Below are 18,836 nucleotides of genomic sequence, written 5' to 3'. Positions count from 1 at the left end.
CTTCATCGGTGAGCAAGCTGCTGCTCATCTGCAAGATACCCCAAACACGAGATCTTGCATCAATTGTTACTGAGTGCGTTTTCGCTGGACAGGGGGACGTCCAATGAGCGCCCCAGATATCCGCACTACACGTGCTCGCCTCATCGCAACCATTGGCCTGTGCTTCCTGGTTGCGCTCATGGAGGGGCTTGATTTACAAGCGCCTGGCATTGCAGCTCAAGGCATGATGTCGGCGTTCACAATCGACAAGCTGCATATGGGCTGGGTATTTAGCGCAGGCGTGCTTGGAATGCTTCCTGGTGCTTTCATTGGAGGTCGGCTTGCCGACCGCTTTGGGCGCAAGCGTGTACTGATGGCATCCGTTGGGTTGTTTGGGCTCTTCTCCTTGGCCACTGCCCTAGCTTGGGACTACAACAGTCTCATTATTGCAAGGTTCTTAACGGGCGTAGGTTTGGGAGCATCTCTTCCAAATTTGATCGCCCTTACCTCCGAAGTGGCCGGCCCAAAAATCCGTGGTACAGCAGTCAGCATGATGTATTGCGGTGTTCCTTTGGGGGCTGCGGGTGCAGCGTTGGTAGGTGTCAACGATTTTGGTGTTGGCTGGCACCTGGTTTTTTACATTGGTGGAGTGATCCCGCTGTTGATCGTACCGTTGCTAGGTTTTTATCTTCCTGAATCTCAGGCCTTTGCGAAGGCAGCTGGGGGCGACGTTAAGGTGTCCGAGCTCTTGTTCAAAGGTGGCAGCGCCAAGCCTACACTGCTGCTGTGGATCAGCTTCTTTTTCACCCTAATGGTGACGTACATCCTAATCAATTGGCTGCCCAGCCTGCTCATTGCTCAGGGTTTTACCAAAGCAGATGCCAGTTGGGTGGTGCTTTCGATGCAGATCGGTGCTGCAGTCGGAACACTGTTTTTAGGGGCGCTTATGGATAGGGTTCCGGCGTGGGTCATGTCGCTGGTGATCTACATTGGCATTCTGTCTGCATTGGCTGGGCTGTACTTTTCGATCTCCGTACCCGCGATGCTCGTAGCTGGCTTTATTGCCGGAATATTCACTACTGGTGGGCAAAGTGTTCTGTATGCGCTGGCGCCGTTGTATTACCCGGCGATTGGACGAGCCACCGGAGTCGGTAGTGCCGTCGCAATCGGCAGGATTGGTGCAATGAGCGGCCCGCTGGTGGTTGGCAAAATGCTCGCATTAGGCACTGGAACCGCTGGCATTTTTCTCGCCTGCGCGCCAGGCATCGTCGTAGCGGCAGCTGCCCTCTGCTACCTATCTGCTGCGAAAAAAATTGTTAAAGATCAACCGACCTACGGCTCTGAGATCAAGCCTGCGGTACTAAACGGAAACTGAGTCGGAACTGATCAACTAGGATTTACCGCGTTATTCTTACATGCTAGCATGTAAGTCAATATTAAAGACGCGTCAATTCGGCGCGGCTATCGGTGGCTTTTCAGCTGTAATTCCCACCGGTCCAGACAATAAATACAAGCTTGTCCTTGATGGAGACAACAATAATGAACGATTCCAAGCAGTTCGATACCGATGTTCTGGTGATTGGTACCGGGCCTGCGGGCGCGACTACTGCGCTTGCGCTTGCTACCTATGGAGTGCGGGTTCGCGTTATCACCATGTACAACTATCTCGCGAACTCCCCGCGCGCTCACATCACCAATCAGCGCGCAATGGAGGCTATGCGAGATCTTGGCGTCGAGGACGTCATCAGGAAGCTTGCTACACCGTGGGAACAAATGGGCGACACCATCATCGCGACTAGCTTGGTTGGTGAAGAAATTGCTCGCATGCGGACTTGGGGGTCTGGTGACGCACGTAAAGGCGATTACATCAAGGGTAGCCCTTGCCCCATGGCCGACATCGTTCAGCCAATGATGGAGCCCGTCTTGGTGCAACACGCTGCTGAGCGAGGAGCACAGTTTTCCTTCAATACCGAATACATGAGCCATATCCAGGATGAAGAAGGAGTAACAGTTAATCTCAAGGACGTATTGAACGGGCGGGAATACTCCGTGCGGGCCCGTTACCTTGTTGGTGCAGATGGGGCGCGTTCCAAAGTTGCCGAGCAGATTGGTCTCCCTATTGAAGGCGAAATGTCACGGGCTGGCACCGCTTATGTGATCTTCAACGCTGATCTGAGCCGCTACGTTGCGCATCGACCAAGTGTTCTCCAATGGATAGCTAACCCCGTAGCGGGCTTTGGCGAGATAGGCCTGGGACTGCTGCGCGCAGTGCGGCCTTGGAACCAATGGATCGCCGGCTGGGGTTTCGATATGTCCCAAGGTGAGCCGGACTTTTCCTCGGACCACGTACTTCAGCGTATCCGTACCCTTGTAGGTGATCCTGATCTCGAAGTCGAAATTGAGAAGAACTCGACTTGGCATGTGAATCAGGCCTATGCGACTCATTACTCGAAAGGGCGTGTTCATTGCGCCGGTGATGCAGTCCACCGTCACCCACCATCGAGTGGACTTGGCTCAAACACGTCGCTTCAAGACGGCTTCAACCTTGCGTGGAAACTGGCCTATGTCGTGAAGGGGTACGCCGGTGAGGCTCTGCTTGACTCGTATTCTTTGGAACGCCAGCCGGTGGGCAAGCAGATCGTGTTGAGGGCGAACCAGTCCCGAGTTGACTACGCACCGTTCAAGGAATGCTTCCGGATGAACCAGGGTGTGGATACCATTGAGCAACTTCTGGAGCGGATGCGTGCGCCAACGCCTGAGGGTGTTGAAATTCGCCAACTTCTTCAAAAGGCTTTGGAACTGAAGGACTATGAGTTCAACGCACAGGGCGTTGAGTTGAATCAACGGTACGAGTCAAATGCTGTGGTCGTTGATGGGAGCGCCGGTGAGGAAGTATGGTCTCAAGACAAACAGCTATTCCTACAGGCAACCACACGCCCTGGCGCTAAGATTCCACATGCTTGGCTGGTCGACAAAAACGGACTGCGCACGTCTACCCTGGACGTGACAGGTAAGGGTAAGTTCTCGTTGGTTACTGGCTTGGCTGGGCAGGCTTGGGTCAGGGCTGCCCGTGAGTTGAACCTGCCATACCTCCGGACTGTGGTAACTGGTGAGCCAGGTACAGCAGATCCCTATTTAGATTGGCAGCGTATCCGCGAAATCCATGAGGCAGGGGCCGTTCTGGTTCGGCCTGATGGTTACATCGCATGGCGGCAAACAGAAGCAGTATGGAACGAGAGCGACGCCCTGAACCAACTGCGAAGTGCATTGGAAGGCATCCTCGACAGAAACATCTAACTAGGTGAAGGGAGAGGTCAAGCATGACGCTCCCTTTCTACTGTTGCTACAAGCTAACTCCTTTCTCTTCGCTCAAACAGTCGAGCGCTCCCATGACCGCTAGGTCAGTATCTACGTCCAATACACACGCGATTGAAATCACCTAATCAAGTGGAACTGCCAAGGTCGTGACAGCAGGCTTAACGCATTCCAATCGAGGCGATCCCGATCATGTGCACATGAAACACATACTGCTTTGGCTCCTGCAACACTGTATGCGTCCAGGGAGCACATATTGCGGTCTGAGGCAGAAGTCTGTTTCAGACCGCAAGATGTTCCGCAGGAATCAACCTGTACCTAATGCAGTGGTAAAGCGCTCTGGCGCCCAGTTTCAACGGGCCGTTGGGCGTAGCGTCGTCGAGAATCTAGCATTTGGTCAATCTGGTTGGCATAGGGCAACAGTTGCAGGCCGACAGCCGTAAGGCTGACGCCGCGCGCATGACGATGAAACTACGGCACGCCCAGCTCACTTTCCAGGCGCTTGATGCGTTGGGTCACGTTTGACTGCATCGTATCCAGCGACAGGGCCGCTTTTGAAATGCTGCCTATCCACCGAGATCGCCTCGGCAGACGGTAGCTGTGCAGTCGGCTCGGGGCGACTGTGCAGTCGTTGATGTCGTTTTCAGTGATTTCGAGCGCCAAAGGCAAGCCATGCGCATCGACTGCCAAGTGGATCTTGCTTGTATTGCCTACACGGCTTTTGCCAATGGCTTCAGAGTGTTCACTGGCCTCCGAACCAGCACTATGCTGGCGATAGCGCTGCTTCGAAACGTCAACAGACCCTATCACCATGGGATGGATAGTTTTACGCGAGTGTCTTTCATATCGTTTCCGTGTGCTGTGCTGCAGAGTTTGTCGCTGGCAACACTGTGAGATAGGGGTTGTTCAAAGGAACGTCATTGAACAGCCGAAGAGGGGCATTCAGCAGGTAACCATGCAGCCTGCGTGATTTGCGCGGCCCGGTAACTTCACAGGTCCAGATGTTCAGGCCGTTCTCCTGCTTTCGGTGCAACTCCAGCTTCTCGAAGCACTTTTGCACCCACTGCCAGTCTGCCACCTTATCTTCTTTGGCGAAGACGGCTGACTGTGGGTGTTCCTGTGCGTAACGTTGAAACAGCCCAGGACTCACTAGGTACACGGTATTGGCCACGGTATGTACCAGAGCCTTCGCGTCATTGATGATCAGCTTGCGGCTATCGATGTGCTGGCGCAGCCAGACCATGAAGTGTTCGCCTGAGGGCCGCGTCCATGGGGCTTGCTCCTGTATGACAGATGCAGGTGAAGTAGCCGGCGCATCAGTTTTTTGTTGAGTTGGCTCTTGTTCAGGGGAGGCGTCCGGTGGTGGCGACAGAATTGGCGCGGTATTCGGTGTGCTGAACAACTCTAGTAGATCGTCCAGGCCATCCGCAGGGGCTGCGGTTGCGGCTGGTGTGACTGGTGCGGATGAAGGTGTTCCGGTCGCGGTTACCGTAACTTCCTCGCCACTGGGCGATGTGCTGCGGCCGGACGTTGCTGAAGCAACTTCTTCCTGCGCCGCCTCTTCCTGTACCACCTCTACAGTGCCACTGAATGGAGGTGGGCGCTCTGCGCTTTCCCAGATCAGGGCGGGGGCCAGCCGCAGCAAGGTGAACGTGTGCGACCAACCACCCTCACTCGTGATGACTGCCTTCCAGATGGCCTTGTCATCGGCTGTTGGCTGAAGCATGCCGTGATCTTGCAGAACGTTGAATACTGCGGTGTTACTCGATGGGATGCCTTCGATGCCTTGCGAAAGCAGGTGCGCGCGCAGCTTGTCTGAGACGGTCTTGCTGACGAGCCATAAGGCGTCCTGTGTCAGCCAGCCATCTGATGCTTGGGGCTGGTTCAACCTCAGCTCCTCCTTAAGCAGGAAGCGCAGTCCCTCCAGCAGTTTGCGTTGCAGTGCGTGTTTCGGCGCGGCCATCGCCCTGGCTGGATCGCCACCCAACTCCTGAGCGACAGAGGCACGGTCGGCCTGGGTTACGAGCTCACCGAGCACGCCGGCATGTTCATATTGGCCTGCCAGCACATACAGTAACGACGACCACAGCGCGGGATAGTCGCTGAGCCAGTCCAGGATGTGACCATCAAGCAGGCGGTTGTAGAGTAGTCCGGTTGCGGCACTGTGCAGCCGGTACTCACGCTCCTTGCGATAGCGGAAGCGGTACGGATGCAACAATGGTCCGTGCCAGGGGTGCCAGGTGTTGCCGTCGGCATATTCCACATGAAGGTCGACGGCGATCTTGCCTATATCGTGCAGGAGCGCTGCGTAGGCAATGGCGGCTGTCCAGGCTTCGGCTTGTGCTGCTTGGTCCTCGGGTGTTGTGCCTGCTGGAAGAAGGTGCGATTGCCGCAGCTTGAGCGCGTAGGCGACGATTTCCAGCCCGTGGTCGAGCATGCCGCCGGGGTAGGCATGGTGATGGCTTTCCGAGGCGGGGAATTGCTGGACCAACTCGGCGTAGCGTTCCAGTGGTGCGAAATACAGGGACCTGAACTGCTTGCGTGAGAGCGAAGTACGTTGCCAGATGTGTTCCAGCAGCTTCTGCCGGCGAGGGGTGGCCAGCAGCGATGCGGCCGACTCCGGCCGCGTCAGCCCCTTACCTTTTACAGCCGCTTCCGTGGGCGCCATCGGTGCCGACGCCGAGCGTTTTCGTTGGAACAGCGCAAACATGATGTCACCTGACGTTGCGGTGAACGGGAGAGCCTTTTCCTTTTCCGGGTAGAGCCTTTCCCCTTGCCCCCATTCCATTGACCCTTCCCAGCCCTTTGACCTTTATCGAAGCCTTTACATGTAGCTCGGCTTGGGGAGTCGCTCTACAAGCTATCCGACACGGGGTCAGTCCTTTTTTTTTGAGGTAAGCGCGATCCGCCTACCGGCGTCTGAAGATCTCGCCAATCTGTCTTGACGAGGAAAGGAATATTCCTTACCATCGGAAAAACTGTCATCCAAGGAGCACGCCACGCCATGCCAGCCATTCATGAACTAGCTACGCTCACATCGAAGGGCCAGATCACGCTGCCCAAGCCGATCCGTCAGGCGTTGGGCGTCGATACCGGCGGCAAGGTAGCGTTCGACCTGGGCGAGGATGGACAGATTGTTGTCACCCGCGCGAATGCCGAGCACGAAGATCCGGCCATCGGCGCGTTTCTGAGTCTGTTGGCCCGCGATATCGAGGCTGGTCGGCATGTTCGCGGGTTGCCGGACGAACTGGCTCACGCCATGCTGATGCAGGTTGGGCATGACGTGAATCTGACCAACGAGATTGACGGCGAAGTGGCGCTCTGATGCAGCGGCATGGATGGACGCTACTCTTCCACGACTGTGTGATCGAGCAAATGCAGAAACTGTATGTCGCCGCGCAGCGCGCGGAGCAGAATGACCCGATAGGATTTGCATCCAATGCCAACGTCAAGCTGTTCCGAGCCCTGAGCCAACTGGTGCTTGAAATCGTTCCCGGTGAGCCGGCGCGCGATGAGTACCGTCAAGGAAATACACTGGGGCCGGAATACCGCCACTGGCGAAGGGCCAAGATTGGGAGACGGTTTCGGCTATTCTTCCGTTATGACTCGAGGGCGAAAGTGATTGTCTACGCTTGGGTCAACGATGAGCAAACGCTGCGTGCATCGGGGAGCAAGTCCGATCCATATGCGGTGTTTGAGAAGATGCTGGGTCGTGGAAATCCGCCAGACGACTGGGACGCGTTGGTGACAGCCAGCCGGCAGAATTGGAGCAAACTGGAGTAATTGTTCAACGCGCTTAGCAGGTGATGACTATGAGCACAAGAACTCGCATCAGCAATGCAGAACGCTTTGGCCGCTGGCTCGGCCGCAGATGGCGTGCTTATGTGTGCAGAGAGCGGCGGGTATCGGGATGGCTGATTGGGCAAGGCGTGCCTACGTCAGCGGCGGCTGTGTTGATCTGGGGCGTCAAGCTCGCGGTACTGGCTGTGCTGCTCTATACCGCGTTCTGGCTGGCTTTGCTGCTGATATTCGGCGTGGTCATCTCCCGGGTGGCAAATAACGCAGAATTAGATGAAACGTCTGAGCCTGAGTGGAAAAACGGACCAGCCGGCTTCGGACTTTACACGTATGATGGCTATCGCATCGATCCGCACGTTCATGATGACAATTGACTACCCGCTCATTTCTTTGAAACGGCCTTCATCAATGCATCGGGTCCCTTTCCACCGGCGGCTTTTGCATCTCCTGTAGCGCCAACAAGCCCCTGAAGAATGTTACCTGCTTGGATACCCGCCCAAGATAGCGCCATCACCCAGAAGGTTGGCAGCACAATGAACATCGTCCCCATGACGAAGTTCAGCAACAGATCGCCAAAGGCGTTGTTCAACCCCATCACTGGATCGAAATTAGTGACGGGCCGGTTCCAACCCCAGCCCGAGCCATAGAGCGCGTCGAGGATGGTGCTGTCGATCCAGCGAGCGAGCTGGAACCAGAAGTCGACGAAGAACAGCGCAAACTGAACCACGCTGACAGTGACCACGGTCTTCAGGTCGTAGGTGCCCATCAACAGCACCAGCGGGATGCAAATCACCAGGGCCATCTTCAGCAGCGCGAGTACCATCGGCAGCGCTTGACGCACCACGTCCATCGCCGGAAATGCAGGAATGGCTCCCACCGCAAGACCTACGTCGCCCGCCGTGCGGGTAACGATGTTCGGCAGGGTCTTGTCGATCTGGCCACCATAGTCGGTGTAAACCGTTCCCTGATTGAGCTTCTGTTGGCGCGGGGAGGCGATCGCACGGATCACCGAGTTATCCACTTCGGCACGACTCAAGAATCCGGCCCATCCGGCCATTCGGTTGAGCAGGCTGGGGTCGACTTGGGCCAATAGCCGTGTGCGCAACCCGTTAATGCCATCGCTCCACCACTGATGACATGTTGGATAACCCGCGCCACTCGGCACCTGTGCGAGTCCGGCGTCTCGGTTGCTATCGTAGGGCCAGCCATCACGGGGTGTCTTAGCATGGTAGGTGTCGTAGAAACCGTTGGTGTTGACGAAGTAACTGGAGCCGATCCAAGTCACGTCATGCATCTGTGCTTCATCCAGTTCCGGTCGACTCATGAACAATTTCGCCCTGGCGGGTCCATAGCAGTCGTGGGTAAAGTCCGCCACGTCCTGCGCGAGGACAGGGTCGGCAATGCGCGTGGCGTTGATCTCCATCCTCATTTGCCGCAGATCTGTTCCGCACGGGATCGCTGCCACCGAGGCCCCCGTCACCGCACGCGAGAGTGCATGCATGAATGCCCACCACACCGGCACCTTGGCACTTTGGTTGTTGAGCGTGCTGAATGACTGCGACCAGCCGGTATCCGTAGGTTGCGGAACATTAACCTGGCACTGTGCCGATCGCGCCTGGTCGTACTTGATCGTGCCGAGGTCAATATCGATAAACGGGATGCCGGCGAACATCAGCACGACGATGGCCACCCAGATGCGGTTCTCGATGCGCATCGAGGACAGTACGCCCTTGTTGCCTTCGTCGGCCCCTTCAGTACGTGCTTTGAGCCATTCCTGGATAATAATGGCGATAAAGGGAATGGCGAACACGCCGCTGGAGACCAGCACCGACCAGATGCCGTTGTGGACGATCCAGGCAACCAGCGTCAGGTAATACTCCAAGTAGTCGGTAGTGAAAAGCGTCATGTTCCAGGTCTCCCGCTAGACCGCCTGCATCAGCAGACGGGCCTCCAGTGCGATGATCGTGATGACGCCGGCGATCTCGGTACGTAGCAGCCGGCGCCGTGCCGAGGCATCAGATTCGCGTGCCAGCAACCGACGGCGCAGCCACACCCAGCCATAGACAGTCGCCCCGTAGAGGCAGAGCCGCCACAGCAGGAAGTAGCCAGCCGCGTTCGCCAGCCAGCGTTCCCAGCCGGCAATGCTGCCGACCAGATAGAGGCCGGCGATGTTGGCCGCCACTGCCAGCGCAACGAGCAGCAGCGTCCATAGCAATGCCCTGGCGACACGGCTGTTGAGGAGCCAGCGCGGCCGTAGCCATGCTGCGTTCATGGCGTGCCTCCTGGATGGGAGCGCTGTAACTGGTCGAGGCGATCCGGCACTGGGTCGCCCTCGTAGATACCACGCGAGCCTGACGCGCGCGTGCCATGGCGCTGAATGATCGTCATCGGCGAGTTGTTTGCCAGCTCGCGCCTGATCTCCAGTTCGGTTTTGAGGTTAAGGATCTCGCGGTCGAGCGTGTCGCTTTCATGATTGACCGCTTCGACGGCCAACTGGTTAGCCGCAACGTTGGGTTCTTTCTTGCCGGTCAATAGTGTGCGCTGCAGCAGCAGAGCTTTCTCCAGTACGGAGGACAACGCGACCTCCGAGGCCAGACGTCTGGCCAGGATGTCCTGGTCGGGTTCATCGCGCAGCGCTTCGATAACACCGCGGGTGATCGGCAGCGACGTGCTACCGGCCTCGCGCAGATGCTCGTTGGTCGTGTTGCGGGCGCCGGTGATCAGTTCCTGAAGGCGCTGCAGCTTGGTCTCGTACTCCTCCTGAATCAGCGGCGTCAACCCGACGCCTGGCACGGTTTGGGTCTTGGTGCAGGTCTCGCAGGTGCGCTGCTCCTGTTCGCCGAGCACGCGTGTGGCCCAGTCGGTGGCCGCTTGCGGCGACGACCAGGTCTGACAGGCCAGGCTATTACAGCTCGTCGGGTCGATGGATGTTGGGTCGGTTGCACTGCGGGCATTGACCAGGTTGTAGCCGGCACGCGTTACATCGCCGATCACTTTGATCGACGGCTGGCCGGCACCGCCAGCATTGCCGCCGCCCACCCAAGGCACGCCATCCTTGCCCCGGCTGGTCTCCGCCTGTTCGATGGCCGACACCGCGTCAGTGCTCGCCACCGCCTGGCGCAACGCCATGCCCTCGGCGAGCTGGCTCCAGCTCATCTGTCCGCCTGCCGTGTCGGCCATCTTCTCGGCCATCGCGCGACAGGTCAGTTTGGAACGATCAAAATCGAGCCTGGCCTGAAGAATACCGTTGGTCAACAGGTTGTAGAGGCCGGGGTCTGCCCGCTGAATGATCAGCGCCGGCAACGACGCGACCGCGCTCGTCGCGTTCTGGATCACGCTGCTCATGATGTTCTGAAAGCCATTGGTGAGGCCGTTGAGCTGATTCTGGATTGTGGTGCTGATGTTCATGTCACCGCACATCAGGTTGCTGTTCCAGCCCGCGCCCACACCGAGAGAATGCATGCCGGCCGCGCGGCTCATGGACACCGCGCTGCCGCCACCAATCGAATACATGAGGTCGTCGCCAATCACGCTGCCGCTGTTCTGGAAACCGTCGGGTTGGGCCGATACCAGGTTGCTGACCAGCACCAGCGCGCTGGCCAGAAGGGTTACCTGCCACCGCAACGGCAATTGGAAGAGGGTGACAGGACGCTTCATTGTTTTCCCCTCAGTTGAAGTCTGTACTGCCGAGGAACGTCTGCCCGCGGCGTTCGCAACAGCTGTATGGGCGCCAAAGCGCCCAGGCATAATCACCTTGCTGGGCCTGGGCCAGCGGTTCGCTGTGGGGGAACACCACGCAGCGGTTGGAAAGACGCGGTGTCAACTCCTGCCACTTGCCGGTCGAGGCATTGCTTTCCACCAGCGCGCCGGCCGGCCAGTAACCAGGCTGCGAGTTCGCGAGCAATGGCTGATAGACATGCAATTGCCCCCGCCGGGTGACGATGTCCCCGGCGCGTTGGGCGACCACGGCGCCGGCCTTGTAATCGTCGACCTGATGCAGAAATCCGCCGCGCGGATAGACGGCGCCCCACAGGTTGAACGTGCTGCGTGTGCCGATCTCGCGCTCGCCGGGCGTCAGTGCTTCGGGGTACACCATTTCGGGGATGTTGTAGCGCCACGCGACAGTGTCGAGCGTGCTCAGCAGGTATGGCATGAACGCGGTGCCGGCACCTTTGCAGGCGTAACCTGAGGTGCTGGCAAATTGGCCGAACACATGACCGCCGGGATGGCCGATCACGTCGGCGTTCTTGAACTTCGCCATGTTGCTTTCATTGTCATGGTTCGTCGTGCCGTCGCCGCCTGCCTGGGCCGTCACGTTGGGGGCGCTCATGGCCCGCACTTCGATCCACGGGTTCTCACCGGTGTTGGAGTAATTCGAAACCACGGCATCGGGAATGTAGTGGCGCACCTTGGTGGACGTCCGCACCGAGCAGCCGAACGGCGTACAGAACAGCCAATAGCAGATCCCTACCACTCGGTATTCCAGGCACGATGGGGACAAAGTGGAAGACACGATGGTCGCGGTGTTGAGCGCGAACGATGACGATGCGGTCGTCAATAAAATGGTGGCGATGCCGGTACGCCGGAGGCGGGCACACTTCATGGTTGAGTCCTCCGGTAGGCCTCGATGCGTGCGATCGCCTTGGCGACGCCCGGCTCGCCATAAACTACGTAGCGTTGATCCACGACGATGGCGGGGAGGAAGGTAATGCCCAGGCTCCAGGCATCGGTCACGTCCTGGTAGGTCCTGGCCAGACGCTGCTCCAGCGCGGGGCCGCCGTGCTTGAGGCGCTGCTGTATCAAGAGTGACGCTTGCTGGACGTCACGTGGAAGATCGGTCGACAGTTCGGCTTCAATACGCGCGGGTGCATCCAGCTCGATCAGTCGGTCAGGTGTACCTTGCACGGGATGTTGGCGGTCGGTGATGACCCAGATATCCATTGCACTGGCCGCAGAGGCACACAGCGCAATGGCCAAGGCCAGGCACCTGATCGGGCCGGGGGAAAGAGAACACAACATGGCGCAGCATCCGGTGGTTCATGACCTCGGTAGTGCAACGCATCGCGCTTAACGCGACAACAAACAATCGGAAATGGGAGGTGCCCGGTTTCCATGCGCCTATGAATCGCGGTATTTCGTGGACAGCAGATGCCCCATCGAAAGCATCGCTTCCGATGGGGTGTTGGAGCGTCAGCAAGCTGGCGCGAAGAGGATCAGATCAATCCGTGTTCGGCGAACGAATAAGGATCGCCTTTCCCGATGATGAAGTGATCCAGCAGACGGATATCGACCTGTCCCAATATCTCCTTCAATCGCTGGGTCAACATTTCGTCCGCCGTACTGGGTTCAGTGCAGCCGGAAGGGTGGTTGTGGCAGAGCACCAGAGCGGCGGCGTTATGGTCCAGGCAGCGCTTGAGCACCACCCGTGGATAGACGCTGGCGCTGTCGATAGTGCCTTGGAACAAAGGCTCGTAGGCCAACACCTGATGCTTCGAATCGAGGAACACGGCGCCAAAGACTTCATGCGGCTGTGCTGCGATTTTCAGCTGCAGGAAATTGCGCACATCCTCCGGGCTTTGCAGCGAGGGGCCACGAGTGAACACTCGCTGCTCAAGGATGACCAACGCCTGTTCGATGATTTGGTCGTCGTCCGGTGTGCCGACGGGATTGAGTGACGCATTACCACTGATCATGGCGAGGGATGTGGACATGGGAACCTCCTTTAGGAATTGGAGGCAGCCGTCCCTGGAGGGCGGACCCTCCGGAGACAGTGACGATAGGCATCCGCCACCGCTTGCGCAGATGACCGTTCGCTCGGGGGATGCGTGGCGAACTGGCGTGCAGTCAACGCGGTCGAAACCGCGCCATAGCCTTGAAGACCGCGGGCTATCTGGGCATGTCGCCGACGACGTCGGCAGGCATTTGGTGATGAAGTTGTGCTGCGTTTGGCGCTGCACCGTTGGACACCAATAGGTCCAAGGCTGACAGCAACGCGTCGCCTTCGGCCGGGCCGGCCAGGGTCAGTGACTGGCCGCTGTAGTGGTCGATCAGACGCAGGGTCGGGGTGGCGCTCACGCCGCCATGGCGTGCTTCGTTGGCCTGCCGCTGGATGATGGTGTCGGGCCGCTCACTGGCGAGGCAGGCTTGCACGGTGGGGTCCTGGCCGGGGTACTCGGTGTCGGGCGGCAGGCCCTGGCCATCGCTGCGGGTGTGCTGGTAGATCCAGGTGATGGCTTGCCAGAATGCATCATGGCCGTGGGACTCGCCGATGCATTCGGCCAGACGCGCCTGTCGAGTCGCTGCCGGCTCGTGCATGGCTAGCGGCAGGTGGTGCCATTGCAGATTCACCTCCGGGTGCTGGTCGATCCAATGCCGCAGGATGGGATCATAGGCCTTGCAGTAGGGGCATTCGAGGTCGGCGTATTCGACAATGGTGAAGCGCGCATTCATGCGTCCATAGCGCCAAGGTGGGCCGGCCGGGTGCTGGGCAGCGGTGGCGTGCGACGTGTGGGTTGACTCATGCGACTCGTCGGCCCAAAGCCAGAGGGCGAGCAGGCCAGCAATCACGCACCCCAGCAGCCAGACGCCGCACGGCCACCGACGGTAGAGGAGAAAAGTGGGCGAAGGCATGGCGGAATCCTCGACGTCAATCAAACAGGTCGTAGCGCAGCGGCTCGATGCCCCGCGCCCGGTCGATCTGGTCGGCAACGCGTAGCGCGGCTTCCAGTTCACTGATGCCGTGCTGCTGCATCAACTGAAAACGTTCGGCTTTCTCTTCGGGTTCCGTCATTGCCAGCGCCAGGTACAGGCTGGGCGGTACCGCACGGAACAGCAACTCCATTGATTTTGACAAAATCACCCCCTCCGTGAATTTTCCGGCTTCCTTGCGTGCGGACAGCATCAGGGCCTTCTGCGAGGCGTTCAGTTCACGAAACCGGGCAATCTTCTCCACCTCGTCGGGTGGCATGCTCAGACAAATCCACCACTCGATCATGTTGAGCATGGGCTCGGCGGCTTTCGGCAGGTCGTCCAGGTTCTGCGTTGCCAGCCAGTACCAGGCGCCCAGTTTGCGCCACATCTTGGTGATCTTGACCACATAGGGCGCGAGCAGCGGGTTCTTGGTGATGATGTGGCCTTCATCGGTGACATTGATGATCGGGCGGCCGAGGAACTGGTCGCGCTCGGCGATGTTGTTGACGGTGTTGATCAGCGAAATGTAGGCAATCGACAGCTGCGCGTTGTAGCCCTCGCGCGCGAACGTGGCCAGGTCGACAACCGTGATATCGGCCTCCGGCCAAGGCGTACCCGGCCTGTCGAACATCTCGCCATCGACGCCCTGGCAAAACATGTCCATCGCATCGGCCATTTCCAGCAGACGAGTACGACGTGTCTCGGGTAACGTCGAATCGCAACCGCGTTCGCGCAGCGCATTGCGTATATCACGGGTCAGTACCGTGCGTTTTTCTATCACGCAGCGATGGGCGGCCTCGAGGATGCACTGACGGATCAGGCTGCGATCGGCGCGGGTCATCCTTGCTTCCTCTTTGTCCTCCCCGCCGGTGATCATCAATCGTGCGGTGATCTCCAGTTCACCCAGCACATCACGTTGCTCGTCACCACTGGCATCGCCCTCGGCGGATTCTTCATCGAGCGCGTCGGCATCGAGTGTCTGGACCTGGCTGGGCGTGTCGACCAGGCGCCAGGCGTCGGCGAAGGGCGCAAGGCTCACGCCTGCACCGGGCGAAAGCCTGACGCGATGCACCGTCAGCCCCAGGCGCGCGGCGAACTCACCGTAGAGGCCAAAGCTGTTACCGGCTTCCACGATGAACAGCCGTGGCCGGTAGATGGCGGTGATCTGGTTGAGGATGTTGTTGAGCGTGGCCGACTTGCCTGAACCGGTGGGGCCGAACAGGAACAGGTGTGCATTCATCTGGCGGTCGAGTCGGTTCAACGGATCAAAGGTGATGGTGCCGCCGCCACGGTTGAAGAAGGTGATCCCGGGGCGGCCGGTGCCGGCACTGCGCCCCCAAGTCGGTGCCAGGTTGGCTACATGCTGCGCGAACATGAGCTGCGTGTACCACTGACGCTTGTCTTTGCCCGGGTCATAGACACAGGGCAACCAGCGCAGGTAGCTGTTGAGCGGCGCGACTTCATCCTCTTCGCGTACCGGTTGCAGCCCCGCGTTGAGCAGGACGTTGCCCAGTTGCAGACCGCGGGTATCGAGGTCTGTCATGTCCTGACCCCGCAGGTAGAACGCCAGCGAGGCGCGATACAGCTTGTGTGCACTTCCAATCAGCCCGCGCGCCTGCTGGACGTCCTTCAATGCCTGTTCCGAGGCCAGGGTTTCACCAACTGCCTTTTTCGCCAGGTGATTCAGGTGCGCCTCAAGAATGTCCTGCGGCGTGACGACCATCGTCAGGCACATCACCGTGTCTTCGGGCATCTGATCCATCAGGGCATTGATCGCATCACCGCCCTTGGGGGTTTCACCGGTGATGTGCCCGGTGTTGGGCGGCGTGCGCAACCGGTCGACAACAACGGTTCGGTGGGGCAGGTCGTCGAAGTACCACAGGCCGTTTTCGACGTCAGAGCGGGGCTGGCCGAAAAACAGGCGCTGCGCGAAATCCGTACCACTGGCCAGTTCCAGCTCGCCGGGTTCGGACTCCGTCGGATAGGACGTGAGGCGGTAGAAGCGTTCGCGGTCTTCTAACGTGGGGCCGAGCATTGTCGGCCGAGGGTTGAACCAGAGCACCAGCCAGGCATGAATATCTGCCCCCTGCAGGCGACGGGCGCGTATGCCCGCATTGGACAGGCCGCCGAGCAGCCGGTCGCAAATGACATTCAATGCCTGCTCGGGGGATTGCCCGCGTCGGGCGGGCGTACTCCCAGCACGCCGATACACCACCAGGCGGACGCGGCGCGTTTGGCCGCGCCAAGGTAACTTGGTGACTGTGCGGTCCTCGAACAGGCCACCCTGTTTGGCAACGGCCCGCAGATGGTGACCGAAAAAGCGCAGGTAGAACTCGCTGAAGGCGCTGCCCTGTGCCCGTGGCTGGAGATAACTGCGCAGGGAGGTAAGGTACGGGTTCCAGTCGGTCTCGTCCTGAGCGTAGAGCTGCATCACCCAGGGCGAGTCATCCAGTTCATCGAAACTGTCCTGTAGTGCGTTTTCCAGGGCGTCGCGCGCCTGCGCAAGCCAGGCCGCCTCACGGCCCTCCGTACCGACGGGCATCAATTCAAAAAATGCCGCGACGGAGACGCCGTCTTCGAGCAGCATGCATTTTGAATCGGGCAGGTATTCGACCCAGGGCAACAGATCAGCGAATGAGGGCGCGACGTCATAAAGCGCCTGCTCGTCGGCCTGTGTTGCAGGACGCCGCCGCGCTGCACCGGGCTTGCCCGGCGCCGAAATACCGTGCGCCTGCAGTTCGGCAACATAGCGCTCCCAGGCATCCGGTGTTGGCCTGTCTGCCTGAGCCGCCTCAGGTACGCGGGAGAATGGCCAGCGCATCAGTAATCCTCAACCCGCTCACCGGGCATGGCGTACTGGACTCGTTGGTACAGGGGAAATACGGTCGTGTACCCGGGAACGGGAGCGGGATCAGTGCCTGCCAGATGGGGGAAGACGTACATCACAAGGTCCGGATTGGGCAGGCGGTGGAACTGCCGGTAGATCTCGTTCTGTGCGGTACGGGTATAGCTTGCGTTGACAGTCGGCGCCGCGTTCACATCATCTTGCGTGAGTGACCGGCGCAGCGACTGCCGGGCGTCCAGCAACTGCTGGGCACTCTGCCCGCCACGCGCGGCACCGCCGGTCTCCTCGTTCCAGATATCGAGCATGGTGTTGCCGTCATGCGGCAGCATCTTTTCCTTGCTGGTCGAGCAGCCGGCCAAGGCCACGGCCACCATGAGGACCGTCAGGCCGTTAATCCAGATCCTGCGCATGGGGAGCGCCTCCTAAACGGTGATCGACGCGACGACCTTTGGGGGCGTAGTCGATGCTGAGGGGGTGTTCGAGATGGACGGCGACCTGGGCGCCGGGCTTGACGTAGACGGCTGCGAAGGCCTGCCCGTAGAGCTTGTTCACCCACTGCGACATGTCCTGCACACCGCCCGCGAGGATGCGGCCCACCGCTTCGTTGCCGGTAATACCGACGGTGCCCATCGAACCGTTGTTGTTGGCCACCACGGCGACGCTGTCATTGTCCGATTTGATCAGCGATGCGGCCCCGGCACCCGCCGCCGTAATCAGCGCCTGACTGCCGAGGTACTGCTGGGCGTTGCTGCGGCGTTCACCTGAAACGCACGGGATGCCATAGGGATCGCTGATCCAGCCCAGGCCCTCCTGGGTAGCGTTGCTGCCCCTGTTGTCCTGCTGCTGGTTGCCACCGCGCTCGCCCTCTTCGGGCACGGTGCGGATGGTGCCGTCATGGAACACGAACGTCACACTGCGGATCTGGCCGCGCACGCAGGACAGCGTCCAGTCGCCTGATGCGGTACCGCTGACCACCGCGCCGGACACCTCGGGGAGGTCGATGCCGTTGGCGGTGAGGTTGTCGGGACCAATGAGGACCTTGAACGGGTAGGGGTCATTCACCGTACCGTCCACCGGCACACGCCCGATCAACGCAGTCATCGCAATCGAGCCCATCAGCGTCGCGTTGGTTGGTACGGTGTAAACCGGCGTCGCGGTGGATACACCCGCCGCCTTGCTGCCAGCTTCCACGACGGTCTCCCGGGTCGCTTCCAGCGTCTTCTGCGCGGGCCCGAAACGGGTGGGGAAGCTGAAGCTGTCGCGCTTGCCAGAGGCGCTACTTTTGCCATCGCGCCTGGCATCGTCCGGTTCAATCCAGTGAATACCGTCACTGCCGAGTCCATCGCCGTCCCCGGGTTTCAGGCCCAGACCGATGGGAAGGTCGGCATCGCCACGCTGACTGGACAGCCCTTCGATTTGGCGCTGCAGGTCTTGCAGCAAGCCCTGAGCTTGCTGCCGCTCGCCGGAGACCTGCTCACGGTCGTTGCGCAACTGGTTGCGTTCAGTCTCCAGCGCACTTTGGATGCGCCGGTCAATTGAGCCTTCACGCTGACGCAACCGCTCGTTTTCAGACTTCTGCGTTTTGTTGTCCGCCATCGCACCCTGCAATTCGGTACGCAGTTGTTTGACCTGACCTACCAGCGTCGCCACGGTGTCGCGAGGCGTATCGCCTTCGATACCCAATGCCTTTGCCTCTTGCGGCGTCAGCCGGGGAGTGCCGTCATGGGCGGCTTGGTCGTTACCGCCAGAAAGCAGCTTGATCCCGACGAACACCAGCAAGAGCGCCATGGGCACCATCAGCCACTTCAGCAGGCCATTACCTTTCATGACGCGCTCCGTCCTTCGGGGTTGGCGTTGAGGGGGACGGCAGGTTCAGCACCGCATTGATCGGGCTGACTGCCGGCAACAGAGATTCGGCCAGGCCATGCCCTCGGGTCACCAGGTAAACCACCGAGGTGTCTTCCGGGGTACCGACAGGGCCCAGGGCTGAATGCTGAAACGTTGCGGTCGTGAAATCACCCTGCAGTTCGCGCGGATCCAGGGCGAGCCGGCGGGTCGACCTGTTGGCCAGCCTGACGGCGGTCACCCACAGATCATCCAGCCGCCAGGCGACGATGGCTCTGGCCTGAACGGGCAGGGTGGGCAGCAGCGCGTCTAGGGGCAGATGGCGGCGCAGGTTCACGCGCGTCACACCAGGAACGGATTCGAC

Annotated in this window: 18 protein-coding genes and 1 pseudogene; 5 read left to right on the top strand and 14 right to left on the bottom strand. The window is 59.6% G+C overall.

All coding sequences use genetic code 11. The annotated features are described in order from the left end of the window. Positions 1-103: 103 nt before the first annotated feature. Entirely contained in the window at positions 104-1,354 is a 1,251-nt protein-coding gene (mhpT, locus tag GHO41_RS08040; protein WP_153326782.1) for a 3-(3-hydroxy-phenyl)propionate transporter MhpT, read from the top strand. A gap of 164 nt (positions 1,355-1,518) precedes the next feature. After that, positions 1,519-3,276: an FAD-dependent monooxygenase gene (locus tag GHO41_RS08035; protein WP_153326780.1), complete on the top strand. Its 1,758-nt coding sequence runs from the start codon at positions 1,519-1,521 to the stop codon at positions 3,274-3,276. A gap of 489 nt (positions 3,277-3,765) precedes the next feature. Here GHO41_RS08035 and GHO41_RS30285 read toward each other — a convergent pair whose 3' ends face one another. The 3 genes and pseudogenes from GHO41_RS30285 to mobH form a co-directional block, all read right to left on the bottom strand. Next, positions 3,766-3,825, bottom strand: a complete 60-nt coding sequence (locus tag GHO41_RS30285; RefSeq protein WP_256678701.1) for a LysR family transcriptional regulator — start codon at positions 3,823-3,825, stop codon at positions 3,766-3,768. Further along, positions 3,815-4,092, bottom strand: a pseudogene (locus tag GHO41_RS30280) (transposase); the annotation flags it as partial. The gene GHO41_RS30285 and the pseudogene GHO41_RS30280, both read right to left, overlap by 11 nt. A gap of 43 nt (positions 4,093-4,135) precedes the next feature. Continuing rightward, positions 4,136-6,004: a MobH family relaxase gene (mobH, locus tag GHO41_RS08025; protein WP_153326840.1), complete on the bottom strand. Its 1,869-nt coding sequence runs from the start codon at positions 6,002-6,004 to the stop codon at positions 4,136-4,138. Positions 6,005-6,298: 294 nt separating this feature from the next. Between mobH and GHO41_RS08020 the strand changes: the two genes are divergently transcribed. From GHO41_RS08020 to GHO41_RS08010, 3 genes are read left to right on the top strand one after another with little or no spacing between them, the layout of a single operon-like run. Further along, positions 6,299-6,619 (top strand): type II toxin-antitoxin system PrlF family antitoxin, encoded by a 321-nt coding sequence (locus GHO41_RS08020; protein ID WP_039594001.1) that lies wholly within the window; start codon positions 6,299-6,301, stop codon positions 6,617-6,619. Beyond that, positions 6,619-7,077 carry a type II toxin-antitoxin system YhaV family toxin gene (locus tag GHO41_RS08015; protein WP_153326775.1) on the top strand — a complete coding sequence of 153 codons (459 nt, stop codon included), beginning with the start codon at positions 6,619-6,621 and terminating at the stop codon, positions 7,075-7,077. Before GHO41_RS08020 ends, GHO41_RS08015 begins: the two co-directional genes overlap by 1 nt. A 29-nt stretch (positions 7,078-7,106) precedes the next feature. After that, entirely contained in the window at positions 7,107-7,466 is a 360-nt protein-coding gene (locus GHO41_RS08010) for a DUF3742 family protein (protein WP_057978241.1), read from the top strand. An 8-nt stretch (positions 7,467-7,474) separates the two neighbouring features. On the opposite strand, the gene GHO41_RS08005 is transcribed toward GHO41_RS08010, so the two are convergent. The 11 genes from GHO41_RS08005 to GHO41_RS07955 all read right to left on the bottom strand — a co-directional run. Further along, positions 7,475-8,998: a conjugal transfer protein TraG N-terminal domain-containing protein gene (locus GHO41_RS08005; protein ID WP_153326773.1), complete on the bottom strand. Its 1,524-nt coding sequence runs from the start codon at positions 8,996-8,998 to the stop codon at positions 7,475-7,477. A 15-nt stretch (positions 8,999-9,013) separates the two neighbouring features. Then, complete coding sequence (locus GHO41_RS08000; RefSeq protein ID WP_153326771.1) at positions 9,014-9,364, bottom strand: hypothetical protein; 351 nt, start codon at positions 9,362-9,364, stop codon at positions 9,014-9,016. Further along, positions 9,361-10,749 (bottom strand): integrating conjugative element protein, encoded by a 1,389-nt coding sequence (locus GHO41_RS07995; protein ID WP_153326769.1) that lies wholly within the window; start codon positions 10,747-10,749, stop codon positions 9,361-9,363. Before GHO41_RS07995 ends, GHO41_RS08000 begins: the two co-directional genes overlap by 4 nt. 10 nt (positions 10,750-10,759) lie before the next feature. Beyond that, positions 10,760-11,695 (bottom strand): TIGR03756 family integrating conjugative element protein, encoded by a 936-nt coding sequence (locus tag GHO41_RS07990; RefSeq protein WP_153326767.1) that lies wholly within the window; start codon positions 11,693-11,695, stop codon positions 10,760-10,762. Further along, positions 11,692-12,111 carry a TIGR03757 family integrating conjugative element protein gene (locus tag GHO41_RS07985; RefSeq protein WP_153326765.1) on the bottom strand — a complete coding sequence of 140 codons (420 nt, stop codon included), beginning with the start codon at positions 12,109-12,111 and terminating at the stop codon, positions 11,692-11,694. Before GHO41_RS07985 ends, GHO41_RS07990 begins: the two co-directional genes overlap by 4 nt. Positions 12,112-12,305: 194 nt before the next feature. Beyond that, positions 12,306-12,785 (bottom strand): DNA repair protein RadC, encoded by a 480-nt coding sequence (gene radC / locus GHO41_RS07980; RefSeq protein ID WP_228392643.1) that lies wholly within the window; start codon positions 12,783-12,785, stop codon positions 12,306-12,308. Between the two features lie 193 nt (positions 12,786-12,978). Beyond that, on the bottom strand, positions 12,979-13,722 hold the full coding sequence (locus tag GHO41_RS07975; RefSeq protein ID WP_153326761.1) for a thioredoxin domain-containing protein: 744 nt from the start codon (positions 13,720-13,722) through the stop codon (positions 12,979-12,981). Positions 13,723-13,738: 16 nt separating this feature from the next. Further along, a complete protein-coding gene (locus GHO41_RS07970) occupies positions 13,739-16,603 on the bottom strand; it encodes a conjugative transfer ATPase (RefSeq protein ID WP_153326759.1) in 2,865 nt (954 codons plus the stop codon). Beyond that, entirely contained in the window at positions 16,603-17,037 is a 435-nt protein-coding gene (locus tag GHO41_RS07965; RefSeq protein WP_028622321.1) for a TIGR03751 family conjugal transfer lipoprotein, read from the bottom strand. Before GHO41_RS07965 ends, GHO41_RS07970 begins: the two co-directional genes overlap by 1 nt. Beyond that, complete coding sequence (locus GHO41_RS07960) at positions 17,018-18,454, bottom strand: TIGR03752 family integrating conjugative element protein (RefSeq protein WP_153326757.1); 1,437 nt, start codon at positions 18,452-18,454, stop codon at positions 17,018-17,020. The genes GHO41_RS07965 and GHO41_RS07960 overlap by 20 nt, the downstream gene beginning before the upstream one ends. Further along, positions 18,444-18,836, bottom strand: a 393-nt coding sequence (locus GHO41_RS07955) for a DUF3438 family protein (protein WP_153433335.1), incomplete at its 5' end; no start/stop codon positions are given. The genes GHO41_RS07960 and GHO41_RS07955, both read right to left, overlap by 11 nt.

The organism is Pseudomonas sp. FSL R10-0399, assembly GCF_009600165.1.
GTDB lineage: Bacteria > Pseudomonadota > Gammaproteobacteria > Pseudomonadales > Pseudomonadaceae > Aquipseudomonas > Aquipseudomonas helleri.
This window is presented reverse-complemented; position numbering and strand designations above follow the sequence as displayed.

Coding starts and splice junctions, on each gene's coding strand:
- GHO41_RS07975 (WP_153326761.1), bottom strand. CDS start 13,722: ATGCCTTCGCCCACTTTTCTCCTCTACCGTCGGTGGCCGTGCGGCGTC.
- radC (WP_228392643.1), bottom strand. CDS start 12,785: ATGATCAGTGGTAATGCGTCACTCAATCCCGTCGGCACACCGGACGAC.
- GHO41_RS08005 (WP_153326773.1), bottom strand. CDS start 8,998: ATGACGCTTTTCACTACCGACTACTTGGAGTATTACCTGACGCTGGTT.
- GHO41_RS07970 (WP_153326759.1), bottom strand. CDS start 16,603: ATGCGCTGGCCATTCTCCCGCGTACCTGAGGCGGCTCAGGCAGACAGG.
- GHO41_RS08000 (WP_153326771.1), bottom strand. CDS start 9,364: ATGAACGCAGCATGGCTACGGCCGCGCTGGCTCCTCAACAGCCGTGTC.
- GHO41_RS08020 (WP_039594001.1), top strand. CDS start 6,299: ATGCCAGCCATTCATGAACTAGCTACGCTCACATCGAAGGGCCAGATC.
- GHO41_RS08010 (WP_057978241.1), top strand. CDS start 7,107: ATGAGCACAAGAACTCGCATCAGCAATGCAGAACGCTTTGGCCGCTGG.
- GHO41_RS07985 (WP_153326765.1), bottom strand. CDS start 12,111: ATGTTGTGTTCTCTTTCCCCCGGCCCGATCAGGTGCCTGGCCTTGGCC.
- mobH (WP_153326840.1), bottom strand. CDS start 6,004: ATGTTTGCGCTGTTCCAACGAAAACGCTCGGCGTCGGCACCGATGGCG.
- GHO41_RS07960 (WP_153326757.1), bottom strand. CDS start 18,454: ATGAAAGGTAATGGCCTGCTGAAGTGGCTGATGGTGCCCATGGCGCTC.
- GHO41_RS07990 (WP_153326767.1), bottom strand. CDS start 11,695: ATGAAGTGTGCCCGCCTCCGGCGTACCGGCATCGCCACCATTTTATTG.
- GHO41_RS08035 (WP_153326780.1), top strand. CDS start 1,519: ATGAACGATTCCAAGCAGTTCGATACCGATGTTCTGGTGATTGGTACC.
- mhpT (WP_153326782.1), top strand. CDS start 104: ATGAGCGCCCCAGATATCCGCACTACACGTGCTCGCCTCATCGCAACC.
- GHO41_RS07995 (WP_153326769.1), bottom strand. CDS start 10,749: ATGAAGCGTCCTGTCACCCTCTTCCAATTGCCGTTGCGGTGGCAGGTA.
- GHO41_RS07965 (WP_028622321.1), bottom strand. CDS start 17,037: ATGCGCAGGATCTGGATTAACGGCCTGACGGTCCTCATGGTGGCCGTG.
- GHO41_RS08015 (WP_153326775.1), top strand. CDS start 6,619: ATGCAGCGGCATGGATGGACGCTACTCTTCCACGACTGTGTGATCGAG.